Raw genomic sequence first — 18,690 nt, 5'->3', positions numbered from 1 at the left:
TTCCCCAGATCTACAAAAAATCTTAGACTCTTCACAATCTTAAGCAAGCGGCACATTTTCTCAAATAAAAGGGTAAATATAGGGTTTTATCTATGTATTCTTGATTCTTTCCAGATATTTATCAGGGTTGTATGTATTTATATTTGTATTTACCACAATCACCACTAATTAAAGTAATTCCCATCAAGTCCGATCCTCACAGTAGGCGCTTGCCAGTTCATGCTTAAGCAGCCAAAATCATGTTCCAGTGTCCATTTGTCCATATTCTGAAACAAAAGGAATTGATTAGGACTCTGTACCCCCATGCTCGCTGCTCATTAGTCTCCTAGGGAATGGAGTATGAAATACAAACCAATCATACTGTCAGCTGCAATTGGCGCACTGCTAGTTTGGATAGGGTTGCTAGTAAAAGGGCGTTCAGTTAATGGTGCCCCCCATGTGCTCTATCAAGGGCATCTATCGGAGCAACTTCAACAGGATTTAAGTGTCAACGAAACTGTTCTTAAAAACCGACAATCGCTACAACCGTCTTCTAAGGAACTCGCCCAAGAATTAAAGCAGATAGATAAACTGCACGGTGAGCTTCAAAATATTCCTAACTTTCTGAGCAATCGGAGCAGTCAGCAACTGCAAGGAATTTTGGATGACTATGGCGACAGTGTCACTGCAAAAGCTGAACTTGCAGAACAGTTTCAAGCACAGAACTTAGTTATAAAAGATACGCTATCGGCCCTACTCACCTTAAATAAAGACATTAAGACAGCAGGTTCTGAAAAGGTGGGAAAACAGGCTTATCCCGCTGTCACAGACCTGCTCGAACAGATCGTGATCTATACTTTTGCGCCAAGCGAGGTATCACTCACTGAACTTCAGGGCCAAATTGACCAGTTGCAGGCGTTGGTGGATGCTGGCAATGTTCGCGATCGCGCCACCGCCGAGAGGGTGCTCAATTACTCCCGCATTATCTTAGAACAGAAACCTCAGATCGATCAGCTTAGCCAATCGCTATTAGCATTACCCACCACACAACAGTTACAGAATCTATCTAATACCTATGAAGACGCTTACTCTAAAGCACATACCAGGGCTAAACTGTTTCAACTAGCCGCTCTGCTATGGAGCATCGGCATGGTGGGGGTTCCCATCTATTTCAAGCTGAAAAAGCAACAATCCCATAAAGCTGAAAAAATCACCAATTTTCTATCCGAGAGCCTGGATGATGCCTTTATCGATGTCGATAATCAGTGGGTCATAACCTATGCTAATGCCCATGCCGCAAAAGATTTAGACAAGTCACCAGACGAACTCATCGGCCAAACACTCTGGAGTGCATTACCACCAGAGCTTGGCAAAGACCAGGAACATTACTACAAAGAAGCGTGTAATCAACAGTCTACGGTGACATTTGAAGCTCGCCTCATCTTGAAGTCTCGCTGGCTTGAGTTCCGCCTTAGCCCTAGCATGGATGGGCTTTCGATATTTTGGAAAGATATCAGCACCCATAAGAAGGCCGAGTTTCAACTGGCCCTGAGCCTTGAAGCCAATGATGAAGCCCTAAGAAAAGCTCACGAAGCCCAGAAAAAAGCAGAAGCAGAGCGGCTAAAAGCAGAAGTAGAGCGGCTAAAAGCGGAAGAAGCCAGCCAGGCCAAAAGTGAATTTCTTGCCAATATGAGCCATGAGCTACGCACACCGCTCAACGCTATTATCGGTTATAGCGAAATGCTTGAGGAAGATGCAGAGGATTTGGGTCAAGATGGCTTTATCCCTGAACTACAAAAGATTCATGGTGCTGGCAAACATCTCTTGGGCCTGATCAACGATGTTCTAGATCTCTCTAAAGTGGAAGCTGGTCGCATGGAGATGTATTTAGAAACATTTAACATCAAACCTTTGGTGCAGGATGTAGCCGCAACAATGCAGCCGATGATCGCAAAGAATAACAATACTTTAAAGATTCAATATTCAGATGATATTGACAAGATGCATGCAGACCCAGTTAAGGTCCGACAAAGTCTCTTTAACCTGTTGAGTAATGCCAGTAAATTCACTCAAAATGGCACCATTACCGTCAATGTGACTTCAACCCAGACTGACAATAACAGCTACATAGACTTTTGCATCCAAGATACGGGTATTGGCATGATGCCAGAGCAGTTACAAAAAGTCTTTAATGCTTTTTCTCAAGCAGATTCTTCAACCACCCGAAAATATGGTGGCACCGGACTTGGGCTCACGATCACTAAACGATTTGTCCAGATGATGGGAGGTAACGTCAATGTCCAAAGTGAAGTTGGCAAAGGCACAACATTCACGATACAAATCCCGAAAACTATTCAGGAAATAACCCGCCCCTTATCGGACAAAATTATAACTGAGCCAACCATAGAATCCACCAGTCCGCCCCCACATACCAATGGACATAGCCCAGAATCGACCGCTGACATTTTCAATTTCTCTTTAATAAAAGCACCCTGTTCGGGATGTGTATTGGTTATCGATGAGGATACAACAACCTGTGAGTTGATTTGGAAAACTCTAGTTAGTCAAGGTTTTTTTGTTGTTTTAACCCACAATAGTCGCAAGGGGGCAAAAATGGCCGATCAGCTCTTACCTGACCTGATCATCCTGGATCCAATGATATTGGATATGAATGGTTGGCGAATGATTGAGGCCATCAGACAAAATTCTAACCCCAGGAAGACGCCTATCATTTTACAGACTTCAACAGCAGCGCAGAATCATGGTGTTTCTCCAGATGCTGCGGATTATTTATCTAAACCCATCAATCCTGAAATACTATTAACGGTCGTTAACAAGTACCTACAGGAAAGCGACCCAACCATTCCTGCATTAATTTAATTCTCTCTCACTGCAATCGCATGACTCAGACAATCCAAAATAGTGGGTGTAATATCTGTGAGATCATCCACATGACTAAATTTGTTAGCCGCAGGGCCAACCACCCATAACGGTACGGCATTGAGGGTATGGCATTTTGTAGATAAGTCTTCTACATTGCCATGGTCACTGACCACAATGAGTGTTGCATCTGCGGCTAAGGCTGCAATGACGGCAGCCAGGAACCGATCAATCCGCTGCAATACGGTTACGGCTCGGTCATAGTGTTGGGCATGGCCTGCATAGTCGCTGAGATAGCACTCAAACAAGGTGACGCTATGGCTGTTGCCCAGTGCTGCTAGATAGTTACCCGCCACCTCAGGGGTAATGGGTGGTGTAGCCACACCCCGAGAGCTGGCGATTTCTCCCGTAATATCCCAAAAAATTGCTTCTCCTGCTTCATATTCGTACTGCATACGAAACGGCAGCCCTGCGGTCATATTCAACAGCGTACAGACGGAATAGCGCCATCGCCGCTGAGCAATGGCTTCAAAGTAAGCTGGAGAATAGAGATTCGCTAGGGTGGCTGTTTCTCCCAGGGCGAGTACCTGTTTGAACAACCCATAGGGTTCAATCAGCTGACGGAGGGAGCCATTGGCAAAACCGGTCTGGTGCTTCCCGCGAAACTTAGCGGCATTGTGGCCTGTGTAAATGGTGGTTTGTCCGGTGGCACTCTGGGGAAGTCCTGGCACCCCCAGGGTGGCGTCTATGGGTTTGAGCAATAGGTTAGGGCGTTGGGCATAGGCCCCAGCCAGCAAGGGTTGGCTGCACAGGGATTGCCAGTGGGGCATCGCGGCAGGATTACTCACAGGGTTATGGGGTCCAGGGGTGCCTAAACCTAGACCATCTAAAAACAACAGAATGAATTGGGGTTTGCCCATTGTCTGGTGTTGGGTGAGCCTATCCCCCTCCTATGCTGTTGCCAGTATCGGTTTCTTTAAGTGAATTTGATTAGCCTCGGCCCAGGTGTGGAGATCGGAGAAGCTGCGATCGCGATATTTCCCATACCGTTCTCGCTTATTACGAATCCGCTGGGGTAATGCTGGAAAAATACCAAAGTTTGGCGGCATCGGCTGAAAATGCTTAGGTTCTGCAGAGCTAATAAAGTCAAACAGCGCCCCCATCATTGTCGTCACCGGCAGCGACACCAGGGGCAGCCCCAACACAGACCGAGCGGCATTGGTGCCCGCTAACCAGCCCCCTGCACAGGCGGCTGTGTACCCTTCAGTTCCCACCAGCTGACCGGCTGCAAACAAGTTGGCCCGCTGATGAAACTGCAGCGCACTGCTCAACAGTTCCGGTGAATTGATAAAGGTGTTGCGATGCATCACCCCCATGCGGACAAATTCAGCATTCTCCAGACCTGGAATCATGCGAAATACTCGCTTTTGTTCGCCCCAGCGCAGATTTGTCTGAAACCCAACCATATTCCACAGCTGACCACCTTTATCTTCCTGGCGCAGCTGCACCACCGCATAGGGTTTTTTAGTTTTATTTTCCGGTGCATCAAACGCACCATAACGCTGAGTATCAAACAAACCGACAGGCTTTAGAGGCCCATAGCGCATGGTGTCTTCACCGCGACGTCCCATTTCCTCAATGGGCAAACAGCCCTCGAAAAACTTTGCCGTTTCCTGCTCAAAGTCCTTTAGTTCTGCCTGTTCTGCCGCACATAAGGCTGTCCAAAACGCCAGGTACTCCTCCTTATTCATGGGGCAGTTGAGATAGGCCGCCTCACCACGGTCATAGCGGGAGGCCATAAACGCAACATCGCGATTGATGGACTCGCCTACCACAATTGGGCTGGCCGCATCAAAAAAGCTCATGTAGTCCTGGCCTGTAAACTGGCGCAGGTCCGCCGCCAGGGCGTCGCTGGTCAGTGGCCCTGTGGTCAGCACCACCGGGCCATCGGTCGGAATAGCTGTGACCTCATGACGACGCAACTCAATTAATGGATGCTGCTCTAATGTTTCTGTCAAGTCGCGACTAAAGACGCCCCGATCCACCGCCAGGGCACCGCCGGCAGGGACCGCATGTTCATCAGCCCGGGCAATCACCACTGAGCCGAGCTGTCGTAGCTCCTCATGCAGCAATCCTGACGCGCGATCGGTGGCCTTGGCCCCAAAGGAGTTACTGCACACCAGCTCTGCCACATGCTCTGAGTGGTGGGCCGGACTGAGCTTGACCGGACGCATTTCGTGGAGCACCACGGGAATTCCTGCCTGGGCAATTTGCCAGGTGGCCTCAGTACCGGCAAGGCCACCGCCAATAACGTGGATAGGTTTTGTAGGGTGATCCGTCATAGCGCAAGTAGTGCAGAATTCATCATTGTAGGTTGGGTTGAGCCCGCGAAACCCAACAAATCGACATTGTGATATTTCGTTGGCCTTGTTGGGTTTTGCGTTGATTGGGCTTGGTCAGAGGCGAGGGATATCGCTTGTTGGGTTTCCCATGATAGGTTCGGGCAGAGGCGAGGGGAATTGTGGGGGAGCTCAACCCAACCTACGAGGGGCTGGTCCACTGGGGATAGCCTGCTTCAATCAGGGCCTGATCGCGAATGCGGCAGGAATCACATTTTCCGCAGGGGGTATCTCCACCGGCATAACAAGACCAGGTTTGGGGAATTGGCACCTTTAGCGCCACCGCCCGCTTCACAATATCAACTTTAGAATCCATCACTAAAGGTGCCTTCAGCGTAATCGGGGTTCCCTCTACACCCACCTTTGACGACAAATTTGCCAGGGTTTGAAATGCTTCTAGATACTCAGGTCGACAGTCTGGATATCCTGAATAGTCCACCGCGTTGATCCCTAGATAAATCGCTTCAGCCCCTTGAGCTTCAGCCAGCGATAGGGCCAGGGAAATAAACACCGTATTGCGCCCTGGCACATAGGTAGATGGAATCACATCCGGTGCCACCCCATCTTGAGGCAACGTTTGCTGAGTATCCGTAAGGGAAGAGCCCCCCCACTGGGATAGATTCACATCCACAATAAAATGCTGGTTAATCCCTAGATGACTGGCAATTACCTTAGCCGCCACTAACTCGCGACTGTGGCGCTGACCATAGCGAAACGATAGGGCAATGACGCCATAGTCATCTGCGATCGCTTGGGCAGCGACAGTGGCAGAATCTAACCCACCGGAGAGTAAAACAACGGCCTTTTTCATCTCATCTCCCCTACTCCTACCTAACTCCCAAGAATTTGTGGGTTTGCAAGCTCATACGCCAGCCAGAATGCCGTTTGACATAGTCAAATACCAGCCGCTGACTATGGTCACTGGTCCATTCCGGCTGCAGTAGCTTAATGGTGGTCACCGGCACCTGGGCCGCTTGCTCTTGAGCCCAAATCAGATCGTCTTCGGTGCTAATCACCACTTTCAGTTCATCTGCCTGGGCATAGATACTGGACTGGGGTGGCTTAAAGCGTTTCGGAGACAATGAGACCCAGTCAAACTCACCGCTAAAGGGATGGGCCCCTGAGGTTTCTAGATGAATGCGTAACCCTGCCTGTCGCAGTGCCTGGGTGAGGGGGGCCAGATCGTGCATCAGGGGTTCGCCCCCAGTAATGACCACCATGAAGGGCTGGGCTGTGTGCGCCTGTTTGACCAACTCACCCATGGTCTGCTGCGGATGGGGCTTGGTGCTCCAGGAAATTTTGGTATCACACCAGGGGCAGCCCACATCACACCCAGCCAAACGAATAAAAAATGCGCTGGCCCCGCACCAGGTTCCTTCGCCTTGCACAGAGTGAAAAGTTTCAACTATCGGGTAAGTAGTTTCGGCAATATCTGCCGTAAGAGACAAGGTTAGTTCGCTCAGCATCATGCACCCTCATCGTATTCAACCCAAGAATCGGGAGTTTCGGACACCGCCACCTTTAAAGTGACCCCGACAGGTAGCGACTTACAGGTCTTGTCGTAGATGTATTTGGCAATCATCTCAGCGGTCGTTTCATACCCCTCCGGCAGCACCTCATTGAGTAGGCAATGATCCAGCCCCCCTTTTTCCACATCGCGTTTAGCCCAACGCAGGGTCCGAAAATCTGTCACCATCACCTCATGGGGACAATATTCAGAGCTGTGGAGCTTAGCGGCAGCCGCTTCCATACGAACTCGATAGGTGTGGCCATGCATACGTCCGCAGGGGCCGTCATAGTCTTTGATGAAGTGCGCAGCATCAAAGGTAAATTCTGTTTTGAGAGTCCACTTGGCCATGGGTGCTGGAAAACTGATAGGCAGTTTCCCATGATAATTCAGAAATCACTACAACCTGAGTTGTAAGGAAAATATCAGACGCTGAAAATCCAAGAAATCTAAAGTATCCACGAGCATGGTAAATCAAGAACCTAAAAACCTGGCAGAACAGCAGTTAATCCAATCGTTAGATTCGCAACAGTTAGCCCTGGTAGCAACCTGGCTATTATCCGAATTAGAGCATCGGTTTGAAGAAGGCTATAGGCATCCTGATATGGTCTGGTCACTAGCCTGGATGAGTCACAAGCTTTGGATCTTGTCATCTAACAAACAAAATCCCCAATAGCTATATGCGGTCAGCTATCGGGGATTTATTGTTGGCAAATGCAAAGATTAGCAACATCCTAAGTACATAATTTGCGTAGTTTTACTGTACTTTTTACGTACATTCTTCCTATTTTTCCAAACATAACGACTCAAAAAACTAGACTTAATCTTAATCCCCCGTTAATTTCCCCTTGAACTATGCGTACAGAGCCCCCTCTTCATTCCAGCGAGCAGGTACTGCTCAACTCGCTGACGCCAGAACAAATGATGGCGGTCGCCGAATGGATGGGTATAGAAACAAAACTGAGAGCCAAAGAAGGCTACAGCCAGCAAGTAAAAGACACCTTAGAATCCATGGCTGAGCGGCTACGAGATCTAGCTCCACAAAGTAAGTTTTTTACCAAACCCAGTCACAAAAAGGAACCTAAAGGATACGTCGTCAGTTACCTGGAATTCTTGTAGAACCTAAGATTAAGGCGCTTGCCCCCCTTCAACCACGGGAACCTCAATCGACTCCTGAACTTCTGGCCTCGCCTTACTGATCCTGGCCAACATCGCCAGCAAAAACCCTTGGGGAGGGAGATGGCTTGGGCGCTTGGCATTCATAGCCATTGCTTTAATAATGGCTTCTTCTATATCGCCACCGTCTAGAATCGTGGTGATTATCCACATGCGTGCGTATTTTTTAGGCAACATTGTTCACATAATCTTTGCAAAGTAACTAAAAAGCATCAGCAAATTTAACTAGATACTTATCAGGAATTTTTACCAGGTATTCGCAAATACGTACTCTTGTGTTGGTAAGTGCATGGGTGATATAGGGGTCATTAGCGTCTTATAAATTGAACAGTTACAGCGAAAACAATTGATACATAGAGCTTGCAGCAACTATACATTCAGCATGAGCCAATGCTCAGCCGTACTCACCAGAAAAAGTAAAAAATCCGTCAACTGCCAAGGGCAAACGATAAACTACATAAAATTTTTACATTTGTTTGACTAGGTAACGGAGTGTTGACTAAGCGATGTGGCTGAACGTTTGCCTACATTCCACATCAAGATCTTAGCGTCGAGCTAGACACCAACATTTGAGCAACCAAAGCTTCCCTCAGACCCAAAGCTGAATTTCTATGACTGAAAGCCTCGGTGGTCTTATAGAATCTTTCAGAAGTGCTTGATGCTAGGTCAAGCTGACGACATTCTAATGTTGGGTACCCCCTTTATCTTGGGCGTAGACATTTAAGTCTTGTCCTGCCAAAGACTACCCACGGATCAGAACCGCAATTTTCTCCATCCCCTCATCCATGACTAAAAAGCGTATCCTTTCAGGCATTCAAACCACTGGCAACTTGCACTTGGGGAACTATCTCGGCGCAATTCGTAACTGGGTAGAGATGCAGGATGAGTATGATTGCTTCTTATTTTTGGCCGACCTGCATGCCATCACCGTTCCCCACGATCCAAAACTGCTGGCAGAAAATACCTATAAAGTTGCGGCGGCTTACTTGGCCTGCGGCATTGATCCAGAGCGCTCAACGGTCTTTGTGCAATCCCACATCAGTGCCCATAGTGAACTGGCTTGGCTGTTCAACTGCATCACCCCCCTAAACTGGTTGGAACGGATGATTCAGTTTAAGGAAAAGGCTGTCAAGCAGGGAGAAAACGTTAGCGTCGGATTGTTGGATTATCCGGTACTACAGTCTGCAGACATTTTGTTGTATGAACCCGACCTGGTGCCCGTTGGTGAAGACCAAAAGCAGCATATTGAGCTCACCCGCGATATCGCGGTCAGACTAAACCATCAGTTTGGCAAGAAAAAAGAACCGGTACTCAAAGTGCCCGATGCCTTGATTCGTACTGATGGAGCACGGGTCATGAGTTTAACCGATGGCACTAAGAAAATGTCCAAGTCAGACCCATCTGAACTTAGCCGCATTGAAATTGGCGATACCCCTGATTTGATTAAGAAGAAGATCAAAAAATGTAAGACTGACCCCATGCGTGGGTTGGAGTTTGGTAACCCAGAGCGTCCCGAATGCAATAATTTACTGACGCTGTATATGCTGCTATCGGGTCAAGAAAAAGCAGCCGTAGCAGAGGAATGCGCCGATATGGGTTGGGGTCAGTTTAAGCCGTTATTAACGGAAACTGCGATCGCAGCCCTACAGCCAATTCAAGAAAAGTACCAGGCCCTGATGGATGATCGTAGCTATCTTGAATCGGTGCTCAAAAAGGGTAATGAGAAGGCTACAGTTATTGCCAATAGCACCTTAGCTAAGGTTAAGGACGCGTTAGGCTATTCAAAACCGCTATAAAGATTACTGTCCCACTGTCCCGTACCATGGAGGATATCCACTGGACATCTGTTGACTATTCCCCAGGTGAAGCATTTCCCAGGGGAGCGATGTTCTATCTCTCTACAATCTTGCTTAAATAATTTTTTTCGATGAGCACATCTAACGGCTTCCATTCAGCACCTTCGCTGTTGCGGTCTGCGATCGCAAACCATAAATTTATCATTACCGCCGAGGTGATGCCCCCCAAGGGCGGAAACCCCAGCCACATGATCAAAATGGCGCAGCTGCTAAAAGGACGGGTGCACGGTGTCAATATCACCGATGGCAGCCGGGCCGTGTTGCGGATGTCCTCGCTAGCCTCGGCAGTATTGCTTAAGCAAGCGGATGTTGAACCCATTTGTCAGATGGCCTGTCGCGATCGCAACCGCATTGCCCTCCAGGCTGATCTGATGGGAGCCCATGCCCTGGGCATTCACAATGTTTTAGCCTTAACCGGTGACCCCGTTAAAGCGGGCGACCACCCTAAAGCGCGAAGCGTTTTTGATCTCGAATCTGTGCGGCTGTTGCGAACCATTGGCCAGCTCAACCAGGGGATTGACCTCAACGAGAAAAAATTACCCGACGGTCCCCTGAACATTTTTGCCGGAGCCGCCATTGATCCCCAGAGCCCCAGCTGGTCTGGCTTACAAAAGCGCTTTGAGCGTAAGGTCGAAGCTGGTGCCCAATTTTTCCAAAGCCAGCTAATCTCTGACTTTGAGCGTCTAGAAAAGTTTATGACCCAGATTGCAGCCCAGGCCCAAAAGCCCATTTTGGCTGGCATCTTCCTGCTCAAGTCGGCTAAGAATGCAGCTTTTCTAAATCGCAATGTGCCTGGCGTTCACATTCCAGATGACATTATCAACCGTCTGGCCACAGCGAAAGAACCCTTGCAAGAAGGAATTGCGATCGCGGCTGAGCAAATCAAACTGGCTCAAAGTCTGTGCCAGGGTGTGCATATTATGGCCATTCGTCGCGAAGATCTGATTCCAGAAATTTTGGACCGGGCAGGCATTGGCCCGGTTGACAAACCGAAAACATCGATGGAAACGCCTCAGCCATTAGAATTTCCAGTGTTGCAAAACTAAACCTGATCTATGAATTTACAGCCTCAGCCCATGGCAGATCGTGGGAGCGGTTAGGCCTGACCATTGTCCCAAAAGCATCATGCCCTGCTTACGCCACACCCCTAGGTCTGCGCAGAAATCCCCACCAAGGATTGCAAGTCATAGTCGCGATCGCAATCCCTCAGGCAAATTCCCGCACTAATCACCGCTAGATCCTCCTTAGCAATGGCACTCGTATGGGACTCACCATCCGCCGTAGTCCAATGAGCTGACCAAAAGTCTCCTTGCTCCTGACAATGTTGCAAATTACCATCGCCAGTTTTAATCGCTAAGCTATAGGCCGTAAGAGCCTCTGGGGTTAAGCCTGCCATATGCAGCTCATCGGGCGCAGTACCCCCAGCAAGCGATTGACAAAGGTAGGGTGAGATTGCATGCTCTGCTGACCGCTCTCCCTGCTCAAACCAGAAAGCATTGCCATCCCAGCGAGCAATCACCTGATCAAAGGCAAACGCATCAGTCACCAAATGCACCACCACAGGCCTCACTTCCCCTAGCTGCCGGTGCACATCAGCTTCATTAATTGGATAAGCTAACCAGCTACGATGATATAACCGATGCACTAAATAAAATCGAAACGGCTGCAATCGCCGTAAATATTGCGCTATCTCAGGTACTCCTGCTTCCTTAACCAAGGTAACAGTCTCATAGGTCGTCGGGCGAAACAGTCCCCAACCTTCAAAAGGCCATCCCTTTAATGTAAATGTATACACCAATCCGTTCACACGGGTACGCAAATAGCCCTGGCGTACACAGGGGGCTAAAAAGTCTGATTGACTAACAGTCTGTTCAGTCTCGATTAAGTGATTCAGTAGCTGATGGATACTTACCATGGGGTCACCTCCTGAATATCTTTAACAGTGACCCCGGTGTGAATTCCTAACGGATATCCCAAGCTATACGGGATCTTGCTTAATTGCCTGGACAAATTCCACAATTTTCTGCGGAACGTCCGGAAAAAGGCTACCGAGTTTTTTAATAACGTTATGGATGCCCTCACTGCCTCCAGCAATTAAACCGGCTGTTAATATGACATCCAACACTCGAAACAAATAGAAGCGAAAGATCTCCAACACAGACTCTGGTACTGGAAAGTTGAATGCATTTTCTAGCGATCGCACACCCACTAAACTAATCAGCGCCCCAAAAACAATAGCCACTTGCAAAAGATTCTGGCGCATGTAGGTTCTATAAACCCGAAGCTTTTCCTCTGCATTAAATAAACGCAGCTGAGTTGCTTCAATAACTACACTCTTCAAACTCGCCTCAGCCTGAGCCAATAGCCCCTGAAGCTCTAGCTGCATCTGCTCTACCTGAACAGCTAATCGCTCTTTCTCCGGTGATAAATATGAAAGCTTGTATACCTCTAGGGCACGCTCTAAAAAAAGAGCTATAACTATCAGGATTGTCAGCTGCTGGATAACAATCTTAAGAATAGAACCCTGCAGTGCAGGGGGATCCATTGGAATCAGGATATACAATAAACCACATACTAAAACCGTATAGAACGCATAACGAGGAAATTTTAGTAGGGATTCACGGTCCATAGAATTACATCCAGATAGCTCTCTGTTTGAGCATTCCATTATCTATGGCTGCTTGTCTACAGTTTCTATAGATTCTTCACTGCCCCAAAATAACGTGGTCGCCAATAAAAGCATGGGCTAGAAGTTATTAGTTATTGGGTATTAGGTGTGCGGTTAAGGTGCATGGCATAAAGCTAAATGTAAGACCCACAATGCTAAATCCAAAACTCATAACTAAGCCCTCAGGTTCTCCATCTAAGAGAGTAAGTCACGAACTTTTTTCAGGTCTCGCTTACTACACTGACGTTTCTTTGCAGCGTAGATCCTTCGACCATATGTTCGCAAAGCTTTTTTGGCATCAATTGTCTCTTTGAGTAACATATCCCAGACAAAGGAAGATGATAATACCTCAAAGGTAATGCGGTACCAGATATTCTTTATTTGACGATACTGTTCATAAGCATTGATTTCAATCTCATGTTTAGGAGGGTTAGATTCACATCTGCGACATACCAGGGGAGCCACACACAGCAATCCCGTTTCAGGGTGCACATAGAATTTTGTTCCATAGCTGTCTGCTAAAGAAGGCCGTTCGCCACGCCAGGACCAACGGTTATTTTTGGCATACGGTAGACCATCAATAATTTCCACATGCTGTTCTACAAAATCCCAAAGGTGATCAATCACATGCTGACCAGCCATGGTACGAGGATTAAGATCACGACAGAGACGACTATACACCTGATCCCAGGGTTGACCCACTTGCGATTGCAACAACTTACGCAACGGTCCTAGATGATCCGATAACCACTTCGATTTCCGTCGTGGCTTAATCAGATATGGGCTCAGCAACCCATCTTCGGTTGCTACCCGCGTAATCTGCTCCAGCTCTTTGCGATATCCTTTGAGTTTTTTAGAACTAATACGCATCCCACCTCGGGGACGCTCAATCACAATTTCACTCAGTCGATGTTCGCTCATAATGCAAACTCAATAACAATCTTATGTAAGGCTTTTCCTTCTGGGCATTTTTTATTACACCCATGCCAGGTAAGACTTTCAACCGAATATGGGCCATTTCGGCCTCCAACGATAACAACTAATGGAGAGGACGGGACTCGAACCCGCATCGACCAACGATAACTTTCAGGAAACGCGCTTCCTTACTACCCGCAGGCAGATGGGAACTTCCCCCATCTCGGACAATGAATTCCTTTTAGTGCTTCTGCAACCTGTTATCCGTTTACGGTTTTCGGGAAACGTCGCGATGCAACTATGAACCTTACTTTGGTAAACCTGGTCGTCCTGATGGGAACCGTCTTCTAACGTTTTTACGGTTGCCTTGTCCAATTTAGGCTACCTCCCCTTGGGTTGACCGACGGGGCTTGAACCCGCTAACACTGGTTTCACAGACCAGCTCCTCGTCCACTTCGGATTCGGCCAACATAATAAATTCGAAGAGATTATTTGGTGGACACTGGTCGGAATTGTAGGCGTAAGCCTTCTCGCTAGAGTACCGACATCTTTCTGCTTGCAAGGCAGATGCTTTTCTAGTTAAGCTACAGGCCCATTGTTTGCAGTGGCAGGAGTGGTAGGATTTGAACCTACACAGATCGAGTTAGAAGATCGATGCCCATCCTCTAGGCGACACTCCCTTGCTAAGCTGTTGCTCGAATTGTTGACCTCACAACTTCTAAAATTTGACCTAATTTGTTCAGACCGCTGCCATCTTTTCCACACCCCCAATAGTAATCTCCAGGAGCATTTTCAACCAATGTCTCATTGTCAGTCCCTAGCAAAATAGCTTGGATATCCGCATGTGTGCGAAATTTAGTGAGCACGGCTCGATGCATAATGTCATCTTTAACCTGTTCCCAATCAGGACGAAGGGGATGGCTTCGGTTTCGACCCATCACAGCCGCATCCTTGGGTGCTTTCGCATTGCCAATTTTGTCGGCCCAGCTTGGATCGGTTTCTATGAATTTCTGAGCCTGGAAGTAATGTTCTGTTGTCGGCCACCATCGACCATCTAACAACACACCATGTCTCGAAAAATTTGAGAAACACCCGTAAGGTTCTTCGCGATTGCTATAAAAATAAATCGTCATAAAAACCTCCACCTTCATTCAGGAAATCCTTGTAGGGGCAGCGCCTTGTGCCTGACCTGTTGCAGAATCTTGTGATGAGTTTTTACACACTCCTTAGAGGATGGCTACTTTAAAGCCGACCTTTCAGATTCTTCGCGATCCCTGTTTGCAAACGCACATCGTTTTGGTATTACCGTTACTCTCGTACTTAAAGTATGTAGGCTCTAACCGTGAGGGCACGCATTATGATCCTGGCCTCCTGAAGAGACGTTCTATGGAACGTCTCTTCAGGGTAATTTCTAAATAACATAAACTTCAATAAAAACAACCTCCTTACTGGTTAATAACAAGCACCTCTACTAGGCTTTGTAGGCTTTACCTTCTCGAAAAGTACCTAGGACCATCGCCTTCGAAGGGCGCTGCTCTGAATCCGCTGGGCTATGGAAGCAAGTGGTAGTCCCGATAGGAATCGAACCCGTAACCTTCTGTGGGTAAAACAGCTGCTCTGCCAATTGAGCTACACCAGCAATAGTCCCCGAACCCACCCTCACTAAATTCAACCGATCAACACAAGGTAGTAAGCAGTCACAATAGGATGTGCACTTGTCACAATGCTGGGCGTAATTTATAAACGGGAATCGAACCCATTTGCACTTGCCCCCAGCGCACCAAGGAATCGTTTGCGAGACGATATGTTCCAACTTGCCCAGTTGGCGGGTTGTGTTCGCTTCTGTTGAATTTAGCTACCGACTATTTGCTTTAACCACCTAACAGGTCAATTTGCCAGTTCAGCGATTGAATCTGCGCATCTAGTAAACGATAATCCCGTGAGATACTGTCTAACTGACGCTGTAGACTGCCAATATCTACTGTACTCACAAATCTCACCTCTGAACGGCTATACCGATCGTGGGTAATGGAGGCGGCTTGGATTAGGTTTTCCAAAACACTTCGCTTAGTAAGTAGAGTATCCCGCTGAGCCAGGGCATCTGATAGAGAACCCTCAGCAAATACTGTATTAGCATTAGTCTGATTAATCCGCTGCACCAAACGGGTAAGTTCAGTAATTGCGGCATCCACATCCGACAGCAGCTCTTGAGGATTCTCAGGGGGCTGTTCACCTTCCTGGACCTTGGCACTGCGGGTCAAACGCTGACGCAGCTGAGCAATTCTCTTCTGACAATCTGCCCGTTGCATTAAGGCTTCTGCAAGCTTCATCGGATTCACCTCCTTTTGTAAGTTTGTTGCTATTGGCATTACTGCCATACCCCTGACAGGAGTCGAACCTGTAACAAATCCGTTTTAAGCGGATCATGTCTACCAGTTGCATCACAGGGGCAAGGGACTTAAAAGTCCATGGGCTGTGTAGGATTCGAACCTACGCTCTTCCGTTTAAGAGACGGCTGCTGTACCACTTAGCTAACAACCCAGAAAACATATGTAGGGTGAGCAATGTCCACCATCCGAAATTTGGTGGGCCGCCAGAGATTCGTTCGCAAAGCGTCTCCGCTAGGAGTTACTCTGATCTGTCTGCTTAAAAGGCAGCCACTCTACCATTGGGCTAACGACCCTGGTACTCTCGGTGGGAGTCGAACCCACAACAACTAGATCCTCGGTCTAGTGCGTATACCGTTCCGCCACGAGAGCATATTTGGGCAAACGCCCAGTACCCTTGGTGGGAGTCGAACCCACAAAATCTGGCCTCTGAAGCCAGCACGTATACCGGTTCCGTCACAAGGGCAAATGGTCGGGATGGCAGGATTTGTAGACGCCAGGCTTCTCGAAGAGTACCTGCGGCTCCTTGTCCCCAAAACAAGGCTTCTGACCACTGAATTACATCCCGATTTGGTACCCTTGGTGGGAGTCGAACCCACAACAACCGCGTTCTAAGCACGGCATGTCTACCAGTTGCATCACAAGGGCAAATGGTCGGGATGGTAGGATTTGGTACTCCTGATGGGAGTCGAACCCACACGTAAGCTGGTTTTGAATCAGCCGCCTCTTCCAGTTGGGCTACAGGAGCAAGAAATGGAGAAATTAAATCGACCCAAGCATGATCAAATCTCTCCAATTCCCCCGCTAGGGTTTGAACCTAGAATCTTCGCAGTCAAAGTGCGAGATGTTGCCAGTTACACCACAGGGGACTGGATGCCGAGGTAGGATTTGCACCTACAACCTCCTGATTCAGAGTCAGGCGACTTGCTAATTCGTCCACTCGGCAATAGTTGCTGCTGATTTGAAGCATATTCTGTCATTAACCTCGTCACTAGCGGAATATGTTTAACTTGACTTAATCGGGGATCAGCCACACCCGACAATCAATGGCTGGGGCGAGAGGAGTCGAACCTCCAACTTCCTGGGTAACAACCAGGCGCTCTGCCAATTGAACTACACCCCATTGAGCACCCATGATTGAGTGCAAGCCCCCCAGATCCGATTTGAACGGATGACCTCTTGTTTTTCAGACAAGCGCTCTTACCTGACTGAGCTACCAGGGGATTCAATATATGTTTTTCAAACTCATTGAAAAACAACGAGAACGGCAGGACTTGTAGACGTAAGGCTTCCCGAAGGGTATCTGCAATCTTCGGTTCCGCAAACCGACGTGTTATCCATTGCACCACGTTCTCTGGAGGAGAGAATGGGAGTCGAACCCATAGTGAGATTTGTTATCCCACGACTGCTTAGCAGGCAGTTTGCTTTACCAATGACGATCTCTCCAAAGAGGGTCGGGTGGGAGTCGAACCCACAGTGTTAAAGAACTCCGGTTTTACAGACCTTTACCTGCGCCCATAGGAGCCGACCCTTGGCAGTGGCGACGGGAGTCGAACCCGCAAACACACGAGTGAAAGTCGTGGGGCTTTACCAATTTGCCTACGCCACCCTAAACCGCAGAGACTAGAATTCGTAGACGACAGGCTTCCCGAAAGATACTCAGATCATCGGGTTTGGAGACCGAGGTGCTAGCCGTTACACCATCTCTGCTTCTGGTTGCAGCGGTGGGAGTCGAACCCACATATTCTCGCTTATGAGGCGAGCACCTTAACCACTTAGGTTACGCTGCAGTGGAGTCCAGGACGGGGGTGACGAGATTTGAACTCGCGACATCCTGTTCGACAGACAGGCACTCTAGACCACTGAGTTACACCCCCAGAAAGGGAAATATTTAGTTTTCAAGGTTCTGGCTTGAGTCTTGATGATGTGTTAAGCACTTATCTTTGAGACTTAAATTCGTAGCACTCCTGCGTTATTTATATACTACAAAATACACTACACAATGTCAAGGGTTTTCGAGAGATTTTTAGAGAGATTCTTGAAGCCATGTACAGAAAGGGTTTGAGCGCCTTAAAGGATTTTCAATAAAAATCAACAAGATAACAAAAAATCTTATTGGAATCTTCTCGAATTTTACACAAAGGGGCCACGCTCAAGGAAATAAAGCCGTTTCACTTTTTGCACTTCACTTACGGCGTCAACATGATGTTTATCAGTAGACACCGTCAAGTTTCTCTCATTAGATGCACTGAAATTGGATGGTTGTTGTCGCCGAGGAAATCGCCAATATTTAAATGACTTACGACTCCAAGCAAGAAAAAATGGTGAGACAAAATACATGGTAATGCTCCTGGTGGGAAAGCAGATTTTTACAGTTATGCGATCGACAAACTAGATGTATGAAATCCGTGGAATTGGAAAATGTAGAATTTTGAAATTCCAAGGTATAGCGATATTTCTCGATTATTTTCTGGCGCTGTAAGCCGTTGTTTCACAGCCCATATGCCCAACACAGAGCAAATTTAGCCCAGCTCAAAGCCTCCCTTCTATGAAGGAGATGTAGGAGGGATCTCACCTTACATTAGTGATTAACAAGCCCTACTAGCCCCTTTGGCAAGGGGCCTTACAAAAGGACTTTTACCAAAGGGGGAGACTCAAAGTGTTACTCAACGTGGCACAACGTTTACTGATTTTCACAGCAAAAGACTATTTTTAAGTCTCCATGCAACAACTACATGAAATATGCCGTCTGTCGGTGGGTTACTCGCCACAGTTCGTAGATAAGCATTTCACTTTCAGGTGTAAGGGCAGTTATAAAAGTGCCAGATTCAGCGTTAGCACTATTTGCAATCCAGGTTCCCTTAAGGCTTACTTCAACAAACTCGTCATCAACACTTGCTAGATCAATGACATCTGTTACATT

The 18,690-nt window shown here is 47.7% G+C and carries 16 protein-coding genes, 21 tRNA genes and 1 pseudogene; 5 read left to right on the top strand and 33 right to left on the bottom strand.

The genetic code is table 11. From position 1 onward, the window contains the following. Positions 1-339: 339 nt before the first annotated feature. Positions 340-2,859 carry a DAHL domain-containing protein gene (locus tag SPB21_RS00190; protein ID WP_499864966.1) on the top strand — a complete coding sequence of 840 codons (2,520 nt, stop codon included), beginning with the start codon at positions 340-342 and terminating at the stop codon, positions 2,857-2,859. Here SPB21_RS00190 and SPB21_RS00185 read toward each other — a convergent pair. The 5 genes from SPB21_RS00185 to SPB21_RS00165 all read right to left on the bottom strand — a co-directional run bounded on the left by SPB21_RS00185 (position 2,856) and on the right by SPB21_RS00165 (position 7,116). After that, on the bottom strand, positions 2,856-3,779 hold the full coding sequence (locus SPB21_RS00185; protein WP_163699887.1) for an alkaline phosphatase family protein: 924 nt from the start codon (positions 3,777-3,779) through the stop codon (positions 2,856-2,858). The two genes, SPB21_RS00190 and SPB21_RS00185, sit on opposite strands and share 4 nt — an antisense overlap. Positions 3,780-3,809: 30 nt before the next feature. Next, entirely contained in the window at positions 3,810-5,201 is a 1,392-nt protein-coding gene (gene trmFO, locus SPB21_RS00180; RefSeq protein ID WP_163699889.1) for an FADH(2)-oxidizing methylenetetrahydrofolate--tRNA-(uracil(54)-C(5))-methyltransferase TrmFO, read from the bottom strand. A 199-nt stretch (positions 5,202-5,400) separates the two neighbouring features. Beyond that, positions 5,401-6,069, bottom strand: coding sequence for a 7-cyano-7-deazaguanine synthase QueC (gene queC / locus SPB21_RS00175; RefSeq protein WP_499864965.1), 669 nt, complete (start codon positions 6,067-6,069; stop codon positions 5,401-5,403). A gap of 16 nt (positions 6,070-6,085) precedes the next feature. Beyond that, on the bottom strand, positions 6,086-6,724 hold the full coding sequence (locus SPB21_RS00170; RefSeq protein ID WP_499868646.1) for a 7-carboxy-7-deazaguanine synthase QueE: 639 nt from the start codon (positions 6,722-6,724) through the stop codon (positions 6,086-6,088). Next, positions 6,724-7,116, bottom strand: coding sequence for a 6-pyruvoyl trahydropterin synthase family protein (locus SPB21_RS00165; protein ID WP_163699893.1), 393 nt, complete (start codon positions 7,114-7,116; stop codon positions 6,724-6,726). Before SPB21_RS00165 ends, SPB21_RS00170 begins: the two co-directional genes overlap by 1 nt. Before the next feature lie 115 nt (positions 7,117-7,231). Here SPB21_RS00165 and SPB21_RS00160 point away from each other — a divergent pair, with 115 nt between their 5' ends. After that, entirely contained in the window at positions 7,232-7,441 is a 210-nt protein-coding gene (locus tag SPB21_RS00160; RefSeq protein WP_163671163.1) for a hypothetical protein, read from the top strand. Positions 7,442-7,620: 179 nt separating this feature from the next. After that, positions 7,621-7,884 carry a hypothetical protein gene (locus SPB21_RS00155; RefSeq protein WP_163699895.1) on the top strand — a complete coding sequence of 88 codons (264 nt, stop codon included), beginning with the start codon at positions 7,621-7,623 and terminating at the stop codon, positions 7,882-7,884. 9 nt (positions 7,885-7,893) lie between these two features. Here the strand turns inward: SPB21_RS00155 and SPB21_RS00150 are convergent, their stop codons facing one another. Then, positions 7,894-8,118 carry a hypothetical protein gene (locus SPB21_RS00150; protein WP_006518826.1) on the bottom strand — a complete coding sequence of 75 codons (225 nt, stop codon included), beginning with the start codon at positions 8,116-8,118 and terminating at the stop codon, positions 7,894-7,896. A 608-nt stretch (positions 8,119-8,726) separates the two neighbouring features. Here SPB21_RS00150 and trpS point away from each other — a divergent pair. Then, complete coding sequence (trpS, locus tag SPB21_RS00145; RefSeq protein WP_499864964.1) at positions 8,727-9,737, top strand: tryptophan--tRNA ligase; 1,011 nt, start codon at positions 8,727-8,729, stop codon at positions 9,735-9,737. A gap of 131 nt (positions 9,738-9,868) precedes the next feature. Then, the gene (locus SPB21_RS00140) at positions 9,869-10,843 is read left to right on the top strand and encodes a methylenetetrahydrofolate reductase (RefSeq protein ID WP_499864963.1); all 975 of its coding nucleotides are present in this window, start codon (positions 9,869-9,871) and stop codon (positions 10,841-10,843) included. Between the two features lie 101 nt (positions 10,844-10,944). Here SPB21_RS00140 and SPB21_RS00135 read toward each other — a convergent pair whose 3' ends face one another. The 27 genes and pseudogenes from SPB21_RS00135 to SPB21_RS00005 all read right to left on the bottom strand — a co-directional run. Beyond that, positions 10,945-11,712, bottom strand: a complete 768-nt coding sequence (locus SPB21_RS00135; RefSeq protein WP_499864962.1) for a hypothetical protein — start codon at positions 11,710-11,712, stop codon at positions 10,945-10,947. 63 nt (positions 11,713-11,775) lie between these two features. Then, positions 11,776-12,426: a hypothetical protein gene (locus tag SPB21_RS00130; RefSeq protein WP_499864961.1), complete on the bottom strand. Its 651-nt coding sequence runs from the start codon at positions 12,424-12,426 to the stop codon at positions 11,776-11,778. 234 nt (positions 12,427-12,660) lie between these two features. Next, entirely contained in the window at positions 12,661-13,386 is a 726-nt protein-coding gene (locus tag SPB21_RS00125) for a hypothetical protein (protein ID WP_499864960.1), read from the bottom strand. Positions 13,387-13,772: 386 nt separating this feature from the next. After that, positions 13,773-13,849 (bottom strand) — tRNA-His (locus tag SPB21_RS00120). A gap of 24 nt (positions 13,850-13,873) precedes the next feature. Continuing rightward, positions 13,874-13,974, bottom strand: a tRNA-Ala gene (locus SPB21_RS00115). 11 nt (positions 13,975-13,985) lie between these two features. After that, positions 13,986-14,060, bottom strand: a tRNA-Arg gene (locus tag SPB21_RS00110). Positions 14,061-14,063: 3 nt separating this feature from the next. After that, complete coding sequence (gene ybiA, locus SPB21_RS00105; RefSeq protein WP_163699904.1) at positions 14,064-14,513, bottom strand: riboflavin biosynthesis intermediates N-glycosidase; 450 nt, start codon at positions 14,511-14,513, stop codon at positions 14,064-14,066. A gap of 330 nt (positions 14,514-14,843) precedes the next feature. Further along, a tRNA-Arg gene (locus tag SPB21_RS00100) sits at positions 14,844-14,940 on the bottom strand. Positions 14,941-14,943: 3 nt separating this feature from the next. Further along, positions 14,944-15,016, bottom strand: a tRNA-Val gene (locus SPB21_RS00095). Between the two features lie 235 nt (positions 15,017-15,251). Beyond that, entirely contained in the window at positions 15,252-15,710 is a 459-nt protein-coding gene (locus SPB21_RS00090) for a DIP1984 family protein (RefSeq protein ID WP_023076738.1), read from the bottom strand. A gap of 47 nt (positions 15,711-15,757) precedes the next feature. Further along, positions 15,758-15,831: transfer RNA gene (locus SPB21_RS00085), tRNA-Leu, on the bottom strand. Positions 15,832-15,849: 18 nt separating this feature from the next. Next, positions 15,850-15,921 (bottom strand) — tRNA-Lys (locus SPB21_RS00080). Between the two features lie 42 nt (positions 15,922-15,963). Beyond that, a tRNA-Lys gene (locus SPB21_RS00075) sits at positions 15,964-16,063 on the bottom strand. Beyond that, positions 16,064-16,139 (bottom strand) — tRNA-Leu (locus SPB21_RS00070). Positions 16,140-16,159: 20 nt separating this feature from the next. After that, positions 16,160-16,233: transfer RNA gene (locus tag SPB21_RS00065), tRNA-Leu, on the bottom strand. 3 nt (positions 16,234-16,236) lie between these two features. Then, positions 16,237-16,335 (bottom strand) — tRNA-Pro (locus SPB21_RS00060). 3 nt (positions 16,336-16,338) lie between these two features. Further along, positions 16,339-16,415: transfer RNA gene (locus SPB21_RS00055), tRNA-Leu, on the bottom strand. 22 nt (positions 16,416-16,437) lie between these two features. After that, a tRNA-Leu gene (locus SPB21_RS00050) sits at positions 16,438-16,515 on the bottom strand. A 48-nt stretch (positions 16,516-16,563) separates the two neighbouring features. Beyond that, positions 16,564-16,636: transfer RNA gene (locus SPB21_RS00045), tRNA-Gln, on the bottom strand. Between the two features lies 1 nt (position 16,637). Then, positions 16,638-16,713, bottom strand: a tRNA-Gln gene (locus SPB21_RS00040). 101 nt (positions 16,714-16,814) lie between these two features. Then, positions 16,815-16,890, bottom strand: a tRNA-Asn gene (locus tag SPB21_RS00035). Positions 16,891-16,915: 25 nt separating this feature from the next. Further along, positions 16,916-16,990: transfer RNA gene (locus SPB21_RS00030), tRNA-Phe, on the bottom strand. Positions 16,991-17,122: 132 nt separating this feature from the next. Continuing rightward, positions 17,123-17,213 (bottom strand) — tRNA-Ser (locus SPB21_RS00025). 86 nt (positions 17,214-17,299) lie between these two features. After that, positions 17,300-17,376 (bottom strand) — tRNA-Glu (locus SPB21_RS00020). A 104-nt stretch (positions 17,377-17,480) separates the two neighbouring features. Next, a tRNA-Ile gene (locus tag SPB21_RS00015) sits at positions 17,481-17,557 on the bottom strand. Positions 17,558-17,570: 13 nt separating this feature from the next. Then, positions 17,571-17,644, bottom strand: a tRNA-Asp gene (locus SPB21_RS00010). Positions 17,645-18,498: 854 nt separating this feature from the next. Then, a pseudogene (locus SPB21_RS00005) lies at positions 18,499-18,690 on the bottom strand (alr0857 family protein); the annotation flags it as partial.

It is taken from the genome of Leptothoe sp. ISB3NOV94-8A (assembly GCF_043421595.1).
GTDB lineage: Bacteria > Cyanobacteriota > Cyanobacteriia > Phormidesmidales > Phormidesmidaceae > Leptothoe > Leptothoe turfae.
Note: the sequence above shows the minus strand (reverse complement) of the source record. Positions and strands in the feature narration are given on the sequence as shown.

Coding starts and splice junctions, on each gene's coding strand:
- SPB21_RS00125 (WP_499864960.1), bottom strand. CDS start 13,386: ATGAGCGAACATCGACTGAGTGAAATTGTGATTGAGCGTCCCCGAGGT.
- trpS (WP_499864964.1), top strand. CDS start 8,727: ATGACTAAAAAGCGTATCCTTTCAGGCATTCAAACCACTGGCAACTTG.
- SPB21_RS00090 (WP_023076738.1), bottom strand. CDS start 15,710: ATGAAGCTTGCAGAAGCCTTAATGCAACGGGCAGATTGTCAGAAGAGA.
- SPB21_RS00135 (WP_499864962.1), bottom strand. CDS start 11,712: ATGGTAAGTATCCATCAGCTACTGAATCACTTAATCGAGACTGAACAG.
- queC (WP_499864965.1), bottom strand. CDS start 6,069: ATGAAAAAGGCCGTTGTTTTACTCTCCGGTGGGTTAGATTCTGCCACT.
- SPB21_RS00190 (WP_499864966.1), top strand. CDS start 340: ATGAAATACAAACCAATCATACTGTCAGCTGCAATTGGCGCACTGCTA.
- SPB21_RS00155 (WP_163699895.1), top strand. CDS start 7,621: ATGCGTACAGAGCCCCCTCTTCATTCCAGCGAGCAGGTACTGCTCAAC.
- SPB21_RS00130 (WP_499864961.1), bottom strand. CDS start 12,426: ATGGACCGTGAATCCCTACTAAAATTTCCTCGTTATGCGTTCTATACG.
- trmFO (WP_163699889.1), bottom strand. CDS start 5,201: ATGACGGATCACCCTACAAAACCTATCCACGTTATTGGCGGTGGCCTT.
- SPB21_RS00170 (WP_499868646.1), bottom strand. CDS start 6,724: ATGCTGAGCGAACTAACCTTGTCTCTTACGGCAGATATTGCCGAAACT.
- SPB21_RS00160 (WP_163671163.1), top strand. CDS start 7,232: ATGGTAAATCAAGAACCTAAAAACCTGGCAGAACAGCAGTTAATCCAA.
- SPB21_RS00165 (WP_163699893.1), bottom strand. CDS start 7,116: ATGGCCAAGTGGACTCTCAAAACAGAATTTACCTTTGATGCTGCGCAC.
- ybiA (WP_163699904.1), bottom strand. CDS start 14,513: ATGACGATTTATTTTTATAGCAATCGCGAAGAACCTTACGGGTGTTTC.
- SPB21_RS00140 (WP_499864963.1), top strand. CDS start 9,869: ATGAGCACATCTAACGGCTTCCATTCAGCACCTTCGCTGTTGCGGTCT.
- SPB21_RS00185 (WP_163699887.1), bottom strand. CDS start 3,779: ATGGGCAAACCCCAATTCATTCTGTTGTTTTTAGATGGTCTAGGTTTA.
- SPB21_RS00150 (WP_006518826.1), bottom strand. CDS start 8,118: ATGTTGCCTAAAAAATACGCACGCATGTGGATAATCACCACGATTCTA.